The sequence below is a fragment of the Ignavibacteriales bacterium genome, assembly GCA_026390595.1.
Taxonomy (GTDB): domain Bacteria; phylum Bacteroidota; class Ignavibacteria; order UBA10030; family UBA10030; genus UBA9647.
Window position 1 is genome coordinate 183,217 of sequence record JAPLFQ010000030.1, and the last position, 12,969, is coordinate 196,185.

A 12,969-nucleotide genomic window follows, 5' to 3' on the forward strand; every position below is an offset into this window, starting at 1 on the left:
TTTTTTCAACCGGGGGACTGTTTAGGTATATCATTTAAGCCGGTTGCGGGAGTCTGGCCTCCGGGGAAAGGCAAACTCTCTGATACTTCTATCGACGGCAGGTTTGGGGAACCACGTCGATACTTGACACGATAAATGTGGTAATGCCAAGATACTAGGAGGGAGGACCAATGTCAAGCTTTTTTTTAGAAACAGGGGGGTATTGCGGTGAGATGTGAGATGGATCAATCAGTGCGCTGCCTGGTCGAATTATCTGAATCCCCCTCCAAATACGAGGCTTGCGCGCTGCATTTGACGCTTCCAGATCTTAGCAAGCAAACCCGTGCAGAACCACTTCGAAGCCAACGAGCAGCACCAGGCGGAAGTGGAGCGGTCGGGCTCCTTTGGTCAGGGAATCGAGAACGGGTACATTCAAAGTCAATTGACTCTTCCTCTCCTCTGAAGCTCCTTGAGTGCTCGCTCCCGTTCGATCGAGGCCGAAGTCAAACCGGGATTAATCGAAAGAGCCTGATCAAAATCAGAAACCGCCCTCTGCAGATCACCTTTCCGGAAGCGGACCACTCCCCTCCGGTACAGCGCTTCTGCGTTTCGCGGAAGCGAGGCAAGGCAGGAATTGAAATCTGCTTCAGCTCGCTGCAGATCTCCTTTGAGGGTCCAGACAATTCCGCGATTCACATATGCCTGACCATAGGTCGGCTGCAAACGAATCGCCGAGTTGAAATCGGACAACGCTTCAGAAAGTTTGCCAAGTTCCCGATACGCGATCCCTCTGTTGTTGAGTGATTTGACGTGGCCAGGATTCATTTGAAGCACGGACGTATTGTCCGTGATCGCCCGCTCGTAATCGCCTATGGCAGCGAATGCTATTGCACGATTGAAGAGAGCCGATTCGTGACCTGGGCTCAGAGCGAGTGCTTCATTGAAATCAGTGATCGCGCGTTCAACCTGGTTCTTTCGAAGATAGGCGGTTCCCCGATTGAAATAGATCATGCCAAGTTGATAGTCAAGCGGTGGAGGATATCTCAAAGCGCTGTCACAATCAGCAATCGCCTGGTCCGGATAACCGTTTTGGACCAGTACGTTGGCTCGGTTGTTATAGGAATCAGAATTTGCAGGGTCAATCGACAACGCTCGGTTGAAATCAGCCAGCGATTCCTGAAACCTCTTTGTTTCGGCGAGAGCTCTCCCCCTGTTGTTGTACCCACGTGCCTTCGCAGGTGATTTGGAGACAACGTCACCCCACAATGTCACCTCATCCGACCAGACCTTATTCCGTTCGAACGTGAGATATCCAAGAATCACGACCACCACCATCAGAGACATTACGATCATGTTCTGGCTTGTGATGCGCTGTAATCGTGCCATCAGCACAACAACCCCCAGGGAAAACGCGAACATCGGAAGGTACATCCGGTGCTCAAAGATCACGTCCGCAAGCGGCAAGATGCTCGACTCAGGGAGAAGGACAAGCAGAAACCAGGCGATGCCAAACGAGATCAACCGCTCGCGGTTGAAGAGCCAGACAGCTAGAACAACCAGGAAAATGATGGCACCGAGGCTCACCAATGTCCCGACCTCGAAGGGAGACTGTGCTATCCGAAAATCGTAGTCGAGGTTCTGATTGTAGGGCAGAATCGCGAGACGTAGATAGGTCAGTATTACCTGAGGTTGGGTACTGATATACTTGATTTGAGAGATCGTCGGCGCATCTTCGAGCGAGACAAGATTGAGGCGAATCATGGCAAGCGAAAACGCCAGGAATAAGAGGAGCAGCCCAAGCCCGAACTTCCAGTTGAAAGTTTTACCCGAAGCAATAAGAAACGAATCCACAAAAAGAAGAGCAAACGGAAGTGTAAGGATCGTCTCTTTGGACAAGAGTCCCATCAATCCGGCGAGAGCGGAAAGCCAAAAGAAGGCAACTCTGTTCCTGACTTTTCCGCTGACAACCTGACTCCAGCGTCCCTCAAGAAAAAAATAAACAGACGCCAGATAGAAAAAGGCGGCAAGGACAGTGGCACGCTGGACTATGTACGTGACAGCCTGGGTTTGTACAGGATGAAGCACAAAAACGAGGGCAGCGAAAAGAGGAGCGTAGCGAAGGTCTCCTCTGAGCCTCCCCTGGGAGGATAGGATCTCAACAATCCGACGCACCAGAAGGAAGACGAAGAAACCGCACCCCAGGTGCAGCAGCACGTTGATGACATGATACCCAAGGACATTTAGACCACCGATTCTATGATTGAATGCGAAGGAAAGGTAGGTCAAGAACCGGGTTGGATACCTGTGCCAGATCCCTCCGATGTTGCTGAGGGTGTGAACAAGCGGGTTGTTGACGATGGATCCTTCATCGTCAAAATGGAATGTCGCCAGGAAGGAATTTGAATAGGCGATCACGCCTGCAATGGCAATTACGAGAAGGCCCGGACCGAGTGAGAAAAGGGTCCACGCCCCCCCCCTCTTCTGTATTTCAGGCCCGCGCACCTCTTTGTGTCGTTTTCCCACTAGCAATGTCTCCTCATCATCCGTCGCTTATCCCCCGGGCGTGTCAAGCGTCCTTCTCCTTCTTGCCATCTGTGTGTTCAGAGTGGAGGAGCGAGAACTGCTGAGCCAGGTTCTTGAGCTGCGTAGTCAACGCTGATATTCGAAGGGAGAAATAAAGACAAAGGAGAAAAATGAAAATCAGCGCCATGAAGAAGAGGGTGTTGACGGGTAGTGCGATTCCAACGAGTTCAGAGATCCAGGACAGGACATCCGCATCCAGCGCGAGCACGACGAAAAAGAGACCAGTCATGAGCCAGATGAACGAGTATTCCTCTTTGAGTTTCCTCCTCCGGACCAACTCTACAATTCCGACAAGGATCATGAAGCCGAGCACCGTAACGAAGATTTTCAATCTCAAGGACATGGGATCCCTCCAATCACGTTCGGTTCACAGTTCTTTTTCTCAGCAGGATGATGAATATGGAGAGGAACATCTTGATCATGTAGTAGATCGGCGCCAATCCGCTGTGCTGGGACATCCCACCGCTCCTTGGAGCAACCTCAATAGGTATTTCCTCCATCTTGAAGCCGGCCCGATGAAGGGTGAGGAGGAAATCGGCATCCGGATAATCGAAGCCGTACGTATCCTGGACGCAAAACTGAAGCACGGTAGCTTTCAATGCCCGGTAACCCGAGGTGGGATCCGTCAACCTCTCGCGAATCAACGCGGAAAGGAGTTTGGCAAAAAGAGCGTTCCCCGCTGTGCGAAAAAAGCCGCCCTTCACACTATAGCCACGAATGAACCGGGACCCGATAATCAGGTCAGCTTCAGTCTCATTGAGCTGAGAGAGGAAAGTCCGGAGAAAGGCCGGGGAATGCTGCCCGTCGCCATCCAGCTGGATGACATACCGGAATCCCCGTTGGACAGCGAATTTGTATCCGGTCTGAAGCGCTCCCCCGACACCCAGGTTGAATGGATGGCTGACGACTTGAGCACCGGCGCTTCGGCTGACATCGGCTGTGTTGTCGGATGAACCGTCGTCGACAACAAGCACTTTCGCTTTGGGCATCTCACGACGGGCATCTACGATGACAGCCCCGATCCGGTCCTGCTCATTGAATGCCGGAATAAGCACCAATATGTCTTGTTCGGATACCATGAGTCTGGTCAGGTGGCTGATAAGAAATGCTGGCTATACGGGTCTACTCTTGAGGATCGCCTGAGAAAGCGGACCCCGCACCACCCCAACGTCAACAGCGTCGCAACGGCAAGCAGCCCTTCGTACGGATTAAGCGTATGGAATTCCTTCTTGTTGTCTGCGACAGTCCAAAAGCTCTCGCTCTTTTCAAAAGAGAGTATGAAACTCATCTTGCCGTTCACCGACGCGAAAACCTGACGCTCGGGGCGGGACACATCGGCGTAGGGTGTGATCCTTCCTGTGCTCGCAGCCAGTATCACGGCGAAAGCAAGCGCCGCAACCGTGCCGGCGAAAGCGAGCCGGACTTTTCTGTCGTACGCAGTTGGTGATCGCTCTCCCCGGCTGAAGAGACTCTGTACGATGAAGATCCCCAACATCGCTCCCAAAATATTAAAGACAATATCATTGAAATCAAAGTAGTTCGTGTGACTCGGTTTCAAGACAAATTGCTGCAATTCGTCGATGAAGCCGGCAAAACAAGAAAGGAGAAAGATCAACACCTCATCCCGCAAGGAAAACGCGAGAAGAGTAACAAGCAACGCATATTGCACGTAGTGGATCCGCTCGATGTTATTGACGAGCAGGTCACGATCTGCGATCCAGATCAGAGCAAGTGCTACCACGCAGGCAAACAGGAACTGCTTCGAACGGGCACGCTGCACATAGACGATGCGCCCAACCACCAGCACAAGCACGGACAGCGGCACGACAGTCGCACAGTTCGCCCCTGCTTGAACAGCATCCATGCCGAACGGAATTAACAGGTATTTCTCCAACAAGTCGGAAACGTAGTGGTGCGGGAAAGAGACTCCGAGAAAATACACAAACGGTAACAGGCGAAGCGCCAGGGTTTTTGAAATCATTGCGTCATTTCAAAGGTGATTGGTTCGCCATCCGCCTGTTTCGCATAAGCCAGTAGGACTGGTAGATTTTGACCAACCCGAGGCACTTCAACTCACGTGCAATCAAATTCTTGATCACGGCAAACCAATGACGATAAGCGACATTGATAGGCGAACTGTATCGCGATCTAACAACTCTCACCTCCCTCAACCCCTTGTACCAGTTCTTGTATGATATGCCATCCAGGCTCATGTTTGCCAGTACTTTGTCCACTGCCAAAAACTTGGCTCCGGCATGTTTAAACCTGAGCAAAAGTTCATAGTCCATCGCGTAGTGATAGGTTTCATCATACTCGCCATACTTCATGTACGCTGTCTTTCTCACAAAAACTGCCGGGTGATATACTGAGGTCTCCTGCTCCAGTCTGTCCGGTACCGGGAGGCCTACGATCGTCCGGGAACCTGCTTCCCAGAACTGAATGGCGCCACAGAGAATCTCGATCTCCGGATTCGCATCGAATGCGTCCTCGACAGCGACGAGGGCTCCCGATTCGTACCAATCACCTGCATTGAGGAGACCAACAATCTCCCCTTTCGCCATTCGAATTCCCTTATTGAATGCATGGCTTATTCCTTCATCCGGTTCACTGAGCCAGACTGAAATCTGCTGTCCATGCTCTCTCACGACATCCAGCGTTCCATCCGTCGAGCCTCCGTCGACAACAATGTACTCCACTTGATCCCGCTTACTGGATGCAAGACACTCAATCGACCTGCCAATCCTGTCCACCGAGTTCAACACTGCGGTCACAATACTGATAGACGGTGCCGGTTCCTTCATTGTTGGACCATTCTCCAAGAAGTTGCCTGCCGACAAATCATTGCCCCTCTGGCGAGCTCGGTTGCTCTTCAACCGATCATTGCGGCGATAGTGAGGCCTCAAAAACCCTGAAATCCAACCGACGAGGATCCTGGGGGATCTTCCGTCCGGATTCTTCCACTTGGATGACTACAAGGCTCTGGTTTCCAGTGACTCGTTTGAGCTCCACCTTCTTCGTAATTCGCCCTGTCAAGGAGAACTTGTCGATGATCTTTCCATCCTGAATCACATCCACCAAGGTCTCCTTCCCTTTCAGGGACGGACCTTGCTCAAGGTCTATGTTCAGAAATCGCATGGATGGAGAGGGATTCACGACAACAAACTGTGCGCTCCTGCCGACCCACCGAAATGGTCTGTCATTCTGAGTCTCCACATCATACCATCCGACACCCAACCACAACTTCTCTTTGCTCTTTTCCTCGACGATGTCGTAGTAGTTGTCCAACGCCGCCAACTTGCTCTGCAGGACATCAAAATGAAGTCGGACCCTCGGATTGAGGGCAGCTAGCATCTCTTCGGAGTAGTGATCAATCGAATCGGTGAGCTCGACTGCGAGGACACCATAATTGAGCAGCCGTTCATCCGACGGCAGCAGCGAATGGCCGATCAGATTCTCACCTTCGAAATTGAGCACAGATGCTTTTCTCGAGATGAGCGTTGAATCATCCAGTCGCACATCGATGCAGGCTGACGCACCGGAAACGGGCCATCGTTTCAAGATACGCTCATCGGATGCGCGCAAAAGGAGATCAAAACTGGTGAAGTCAATACCAGGTCCCGGAGCCACCAGAAGTCTAAGATAGTGTGCGCGATCAGACAAATTCAGCAATGAGACACAGAAGTCAAACGCCCCGCCTGCGGTCAAATACCAGTATCTGATGGACTGGAGTGCCCTCGTGTCCATTTGAATCCGTCCTTCCAACGGGACCTTGACCAAACGCAACCCCACAGTGACTCTCCTCGATGTATTCTCCCAGTCAGGATTCAGCCAGATCGTCTCTTCATTCGTATGCATAAAGGATCTGAAGCGGAAGCTCTCAAGGCCAGAGTGTATTGAAAGCCGAAGGAATAACGTGGTCCGGTGCGCTTCAACGACCGAAACTCCTTTGTCAAGCAGGAATTGGCGTACGGAAGCGGTGATGAGTTCATTCGGCGGCATGTCGATATAAACGGCGTTTCCCCTCTCCCTGATCGCACGAAGCATGGTCGCAAGGGTGGTCTCCTCGATATTGGGACTCACGACAGGTGAAAATCTCGGTGGGCCTTGCGGCCTTTCCACGACCGCGAACATCCTGTTTTCATAAACCACTTTTTCATTTCCCGTCGCCTTCAAGTACGTCTGCGTCCTGACCTGCCAATCCGGAGAAAACCGCGTGAATTTCTGGCGCAGGAACCAGATCGCTTTCATGGGATCATCCTGCAGAACAAGTCCTTGGTTCTTGATTTCACGCGAGATCAAAGCATAAATGTGTGGCATGCGCATGTCAACGTACGTCTGATTCCCATTCCCGGATTTCTTGACGAAGTCTACGGCTTCGCGGACAAACTGCCCAAACGTGACGGACAAATCGGTAATCTCATTCCCCACCCAGGTAATTCTCCAGGGCCAGAAGTGGTCAGTCCCATAATTACTTGTGAGAATGATGTCGTCCGACGAAGGCCGCTTGATCATGCGCAGCATTCCATTTGTATAGATAACGCTATCTCGTCCAAGGGTGGAATAAGCCACCGACTTTTCTTTTTCGAGTTGGACGAGCTCAGGAGCCGTCGTGCGCGGCTGGGTGGAAAACCACTGGCGCTGAAGTATGTAACCAACCACCAAAGCATCTGTCGGATCCGGAATATCAATTGCATCGGTCCGAAGCCGGTCATCTTTGAATTGGGATCTAAAATCGGCGATTTTCGCCCTCTGATGATAGGGCCTTTCAATGAGCTGGACGGCCCTAGAAACGTCCCAGAGCAGATTGACGCTGATGACAAGGATCGGGATCGCAAGCCACAAGACTTTCCGCCATCCTGCCGCCGAGGAGACCCGGTCAATGAGCCAAACCCCGAGGGCAATCACCACGACGAAAAAATTTGTATAGAGAAACTTATAAGTGTAGTAAGGCGAGCCCCAGAAGTTCGCCATCATGAGATAGAACGCTGGGATCAGGAACACATAGAGAAAAAAATATTGGAACTCCGTCTTGGATTTGAGCGACCAGGCAGCGACGAAGGTGAGTCCAGACAAGATCAAGGCAATGGCGAGGGCCGTTTCTCCAAGACGTGGATTCTGCACGAAGAAAGGAAGAAAGGAAGCTGTGCCCACAAGATTGGATGGGCAGAGACCCCAGAGGATTGTCCAGATTTCCTTTTCGAATGCGATCCTCCAGGTTACTCGTGTTCTCAGCACGAGCGCTTGATAGAGTTTGTGTTCCTGGAGGTAGAGTCGCGCCCAATCAACCAAGCCAATTGAGACTACCACGACGAGTGTTGCAAGAATGATGAGCCTCCAGAGGTGTCTCGGTTGAATCCGAAAACCCGTTTGGGTTGAAGTTTCAATCCCGATGATCGCAGCAATCCGTCGCCACAAATCCAGAGGCTTGAATAGCCGCTCGTGCAAGAGCCAGGCGATGAGCGGGAGGAGAAGAAAGGTGAATGGACCGGGATATGTGATCGAGAGAAATCCGAAGAGAAGGGCCGCCATCATCAGCCACACTGCGGACAATTTTCTCTGGCCCCAAGCCAGCACCAGTCCCAAGAGGACCGGAGCGACTGAGCCGTACATCATTGAACCAACATGTCCAGCAAGATACGTGGTGAAGTAGAAATTGGCCGCGACGGACAAAAATGCCAGCAGAGAAGAAGCCCGGGGAAGGACGCCGAGAACATATCGGACCAACCAATAGACGGATGTTGCAGTGAGAAGGAGGTTCAGGATCGATTGAAGTGCGAATCCATCCATGCCATTGACACCGAGCACGAGACGCCAAAACGCCTGACTGGTATACTGTAGCCTGATGTCTCCCTTGTAGTCATTCTGCAACTGCTCAAGAGGCCGGTTTTGAATAAAGGCCTCTCCTCCCTCGATTGCATCGAAGAAGTCCTCATTGCCCGAATGGTAGTAATGCGTTTCGCCAAGGTAAATGTAGAGCCAGGATGAGAGGACCACAATCCCTGCAAGCGCCAGGAGAAGCGTCCGGTCTGATTTCGATGGGACCAGTGACCGCGAAGAATCGCGCAAGCGACTAGGAGCAAAAACCCAAATGACGAGACAAACAATACCTAGTGACGCTGCGATGAGGCTAACGCCTATCGCAGCCCGTTGCGAGTTAAGGAGCCAGCCGTACAAGTAGGAAAAGGCAATCTGCGATGCGGCGTAACCGACAACAGGGACAAGAAGGGCAACCTCCAAGTGTTGTTTTTCCCCTTTGTGGAGCACACGCAATAAGGCGACAAGGCCAAAGCCGCAAACAAAGACAATTACTAAAGCTATCAACACATGTGGAATGACAAGCATCAACGATCCAAGTTAGTGTGTCAAAAAGAAACCCGATTGAATTGCTTCCAACCGTGAATGTTCCAACTCGCGAGATGGGAGCTACCGGGCAATTCTGGGAAACCAAAATCCCGCGCTATGAAAGTAGTGAAAAATCGGGAGCTATTACAGGAAAAAAACGACTCGAGCAGAGGTGAAAACAGAACCGTGTTTGCATTGCCCTGTGGCGAATCGCGCAGACCTCCCTCGGTGACATCAGGCTCCTCACATCTCAATTTCGTCTATTTGGAAGGCTCTGAGCAACCAGAGACTTTGGCAGCTGTCGGGCAATTCACATCTGAAGCGAGGGACCTCAGGTGTTTTGGCTTGCAGCCATGTACCGTCGGCAACCGTCCAGACCAGCCTTTCACGTTCAATCTAAGCACGCCGGCTGGGGGCATGCTTCGCACGAGTTCGAAGTCCTCCTTCGTCAAGATCCTGAAACCAACTGTGCAAGACGCATACATAGTGACACCGAGCGCGACTGGGGTGGCAACAGCACCAAGGTTACCAAAGGCCTCGAGGAACGGCCTTGCAACCTACAGCAAGAACATGTGTGGATTTGATTTAGTTGGTTAATGGTACCACCCAGGCACGGTTGATCGGAAAGACATACGCAGGACGTGCCAAACAACCGTCACATGAAGTCAACCAGGGCGAATCAGGCTCTTGACTAAATTGATTTCCTCCGTCTTGATTACTCCCATCAAGAGTATGCAGGCGCAGTATGTAGCAGAGCCCACTGCGATTGAGAGGAGCAAGAATCCTAGGTCACCGAAAGACGATAGAAGCGGTTTTGTCAGAATCATCGAGAGCAGCATGATGCACGATGAAGCCAAGAGTTTCCATAGAAAATCCCACTTCAATTGTATGTCATAGAATTTTCTTGACCGTATAATGTAGTAGATCATCTGCGCCAGAAATGTGATCATGGTACTGAATGCTGCCCCGAGGATTCCAATCTGAGGCACGAGTGCGATGTTGCCGGCCAAATTGACAATAGCCGCGACAATGTAGCCGACGGTTGTGTATTTCGTACGCTTCGAAAGCGCAAAAATCTGCACATAGTACCATCCGATGTAGTAGAATATGTAACCGCTGCATATGAATGGCCCTATCCAAGGGGAAATGAAAAAGTTCTCCCCCGTCAACAGTCTGAGAATTTCGTTAGAGAGGAAGGCATACCCAAATACGGTCGGGATGCCAAGGATGAGCGGAAATTTGTTGGAATACCGCAGTACTTTTCTCAAGGTGAGGTGGTCGTCCGCCTGCCATAATTGCACGAGCTTTGGGGACAAGAATACATAAAAAGGAGTATAGTAAAGCATAATAACCATCGCGACCGTGTAGCAGGCTGAATATTTGGCCACTTCGGTGATTGGAAGAAAATATCCGATCACATAGCGATCCGAGACGTTGATGAACCAGTCCAATATAGAGAGAGGAAAAAGTGGCAAACTATAGGACAGAAACATTCTAAGAAGTTTCGGATTTGGTAACTTCCACCCTATTTCCTTCTGGATGAGGAATTGTCCTACCAAAAATATGGATGAGTGCATCAGGGCAAGAACAAGAATAGTCTGAAACAATCCATATCCCTGGCCGAGCATGACGAGAAAAATGAGTATCGTGCAACCAGCCTGGAACAACTGAAACAGTGGGTACGCAAATTCACGTTGAAAAGTCCTGAAGAAGTTTGTCGTGAATTGACTCAGGCAACTGAAGAACAGAACCAGGGATGAAGCCTGCACCAAAGCGAGTACCTTTCCTTCTGCGCGTATGAAATTGGAGCTAATGAAGCCCGACATGACCAAATAGAGCGTTGAAACCAAAGCTCCCATAGCGATGATGAAAAAGAGAACGGTGTAATAGTTTGCCGCGATTTCACTCTTGGCAGTCTTGTCCGCCGAAAACCTGACGAACGCGTCCGGAAGCGCCAAAAGGCAAAACGGCACGAGCAGATCGACTGCCGCTGAGATCTGAGACCAGATACCATACGCCTCCAGTCCAAGGTTCCTTGCGAGAACTGGGACCAAGAGAAACTTCAGCAAGTAGAAAGCCAAAGTTGCATAGGAATAGATCAAGACTTTTGAACCATAGTGCCTGGTCTCAGTCACTTTTGGAATTCCTCCTGTGGTGTTTACAAGCGTCTCATCACAAACAGTCTTGCGTCAGGGGATCTCAAGAGTCTGAGTGCACAAGTCGAGCACTTTGGAAGAGAAGGTAACTCTGACTATCCGCCGAAAGCCGGGATACAGTTTATGCCGATCAGTGTTCATCGCCTCTGTCAAGTTCCATTTCACACTTGTACTGGTAAGATTGGTTTTTGCACCTTGAAAATCATCGTGCGCGAAAATCTGGATAGGACCGGGATGTTAAAGGGCACGGTGAGCAGAAAGGGCACTTCAAAGCCCGCGAACTCATGTTGAACATAGTTGAAACCACTCCGGCGCAAGAGACGATAGAAAGAAAAAATGTCCCAAGCGTATATGTGATCCAGATGAGTACCAGTGTCCTCGTCCTCACTGTCTATGCTCTTGAACAGTTTCGATAGATTCGGATAGAGCTGCTTGAGTATGTAGTAGGTGTTGAGGGCATTTGGAGTGGATACTATGAGATAACCCCCGGGTCGTAAAACCCTCATAAATTCGTCCAGAAAACCTGTGGGATTCTTGACATGCTCAATAGTTTCCAGAAATAATGCATAGTCGAAGCAACCATCCTCAAAATCGGATTTCAAGAAGTCCATCTGACGAAATCGCAATTGATCAGCATCAATCTTCAATTCGGCCTTGAGGTCGTTCGCAATATCTATCTGGTTTTGAAAGAGGTCCACTCCCGTGACGTCAAATCCTCTTTCGTGCAGGAAGAAAGACCAAGGCCCGTAGTTGCATCCTACGTCCAGCACTTTGTCTCCCTCGGCAGGATCTATCATCCTCAACGTCTTGTGTGGCCGACCTCCTTTGGCACTTAGAATTGCTTTCGATTTCTCAATCTCTCGAATGAAGTGCTCGATTGTCCTTTGCTCCCCCTCGTATTCAAATGTTTTCATAGTGGGCATCCAGTTGCTTTGAGATTCAAGTCGCACAATGCGGCCTCCAATGTATACCAACCGGTATTGTCCGGAGTGATCAGGTAGAAAGTCGTTTTCTTCAAGCAGTTGCCTTGGCGTGATCAAAGATCCTTCGTGCCTCAGAGCAAGCCATGAAGAGCCCCGGGGGCGCGCTTAAGTTCAATGTGCATTCCTCAAGGGACTTCCAACGAGCCGTCAGAAGCTACTTGAGAGGGACAAACTCCGGTCGAGAACTTGCACAAGAGATTCCCGCCAGAAAAATGTCGTGAACGAAACGACAGCCTGAATCAAAAGACCGTCTCTTTCACGTAAACAAGGTAAGTCGAGTGCTATCTAACTCCAGTGACTATCGCCCACATGCCGAACGCCTCCTCCGCAACCAATCGGAGAAATCTCTCCCCCCTGTTAACTTCATGGCAAACGCGGGGAACCAGGAGATCACAGTCCTTGAATCCTGCCGCCGCCACGATACTGCGAAGTTCCCACTGTGTCCAGCAAGGGCGTTGCTCGGCCTCACTAGCCTCAAGTCGCTTCTGTGTTCTTCGATTGTAGTCGAACAAAAGGACTCTCCCGCCCACTTTCAGAAGACGGTAAAACTCTTCAAGTGCCCCATCCCTCTCAGGAAACTGATAGAAAGCCCCTACCGCGAAGATTAGATCGAAGCTCTGATCGGGTTCTGGGATGGAGGACGCGAACGCCACGATATCGACGTCCCTCGCGAAACCGTCTGGGAACGGATCATTGGTGTAATCCAACCCCACATAGGCTGCCTTGGTAGAGTGACGATATTGAGCTGTGCCGCATCCGACATCCAAAATGCGCTGACCTGGCAGGGCAAAGAGGTTGAGATAGTATTCGACAAAAGGTATGACCTTCTTTTTCTGGGTAGCATCCATAACGCAAACCGTCCCTTTATGTACCGACTGAGACACCCTTCGTCGTTCATATAGACAGACTCGTCTATATCAAACAGA

Annotated in this window: 9 protein-coding genes; all 9 read right to left on the reverse strand. The window is 50.7% G+C overall.

The features are described from left to right. Nucleotides 1-417: 417 nt before the first annotated feature. The 9 genes from NTU47_16740 to NTU47_16780 all read right to left on the reverse strand — a co-directional run bounded on the left by NTU47_16740 (nucleotide 418) and on the right by NTU47_16780 (nucleotide 12,891). Entirely contained in the window at nucleotides 418-2,502 is a 2,085-nt protein-coding gene (locus NTU47_16740; protein MCX6135454.1) for a tetratricopeptide repeat protein, read from the reverse strand. Nucleotides 2,503-2,545: 43 nt separating this feature from the next. After that, nucleotides 2,546-2,905 (reverse strand): DUF2304 domain-containing protein, encoded by a 360-nt coding sequence (locus NTU47_16745; GenBank protein MCX6135455.1) that lies wholly within the window; start codon nucleotides 2,903-2,905, stop codon nucleotides 2,546-2,548. 13 nt (nucleotides 2,906-2,918) lie between these two features. Further along, entirely contained in the window at nucleotides 2,919-3,641 is a 723-nt protein-coding gene (locus NTU47_16750; protein ID MCX6135456.1) for a glycosyltransferase family 2 protein, read from the reverse strand. 8 nt (nucleotides 3,642-3,649) lie between these two features. Next, on the reverse strand, nucleotides 3,650-4,543 hold the full coding sequence (locus NTU47_16755) for a VanZ family protein (GenBank protein ID MCX6135457.1): 894 nt from the start codon (nucleotides 4,541-4,543) through the stop codon (nucleotides 3,650-3,652). Between the two features lie 4 nt (nucleotides 4,544-4,547). Next, entirely contained in the window at nucleotides 4,548-5,363 is an 816-nt protein-coding gene (locus NTU47_16760; GenBank protein ID MCX6135458.1) for a glycosyltransferase family 2 protein, read from the reverse strand. 76 nt (nucleotides 5,364-5,439) lie between these two features. Further along, complete coding sequence (locus NTU47_16765) at nucleotides 5,440-8,799, reverse strand: hypothetical protein (protein ID MCX6135459.1); 3,360 nt, start codon at nucleotides 8,797-8,799, stop codon at nucleotides 5,440-5,442. Between the two features lie 770 nt (nucleotides 8,800-9,569). Then, entirely contained in the window at nucleotides 9,570-11,039 is a 1,470-nt protein-coding gene (locus tag NTU47_16770) for an oligosaccharide flippase family protein (GenBank protein MCX6135460.1), read from the reverse strand. 182 nt (nucleotides 11,040-11,221) lie between these two features. Continuing rightward, on the reverse strand, nucleotides 11,222-12,100 hold the full coding sequence (locus NTU47_16775; protein MCX6135461.1) for a class I SAM-dependent methyltransferase: 879 nt from the start codon (nucleotides 12,098-12,100) through the stop codon (nucleotides 11,222-11,224). Nucleotides 12,101-12,324: 224 nt separating this feature from the next. Continuing rightward, entirely contained in the window at nucleotides 12,325-12,891 is a 567-nt protein-coding gene (locus tag NTU47_16780; protein ID MCX6135462.1) for a methyltransferase domain-containing protein, read from the reverse strand. Nucleotides 12,892-12,969 lie beyond the last annotated feature (78 nt).

What these genes read in the sequence shown, in the direction of transcription:
- NTU47_16745 (MCX6135455.1), bottom strand. Translation starts at nt 2,905, where the DNA reads ATGTCCTTGAGATTGAAAATCTTCGTTACGGTGCTCGGCTTCATGATC.
- NTU47_16750 (MCX6135456.1), bottom strand. Translation starts at nt 3,641, where the DNA reads ATGGTATCCGAACAAGACATATTGGTGCTTATTCCGGCATTCAATGAG.
- NTU47_16755 (MCX6135457.1), bottom strand. Translation starts at nt 4,543, where the DNA reads ATGATTTCAAAAACCCTGGCGCTTCGCCTGTTACCGTTTGTGTATTTT.
- NTU47_16760 (MCX6135458.1), bottom strand. Translation starts at nt 5,363, where the DNA reads ATGAAGGAACCGGCACCGTCTATCAGTATTGTGACCGCAGTGTTGAAC.
- NTU47_16780 (MCX6135462.1), bottom strand. Translation starts at nt 12,891, where the DNA reads ATGGATGCTACCCAGAAAAAGAAGGTCATACCTTTTGTCGAATACTAT.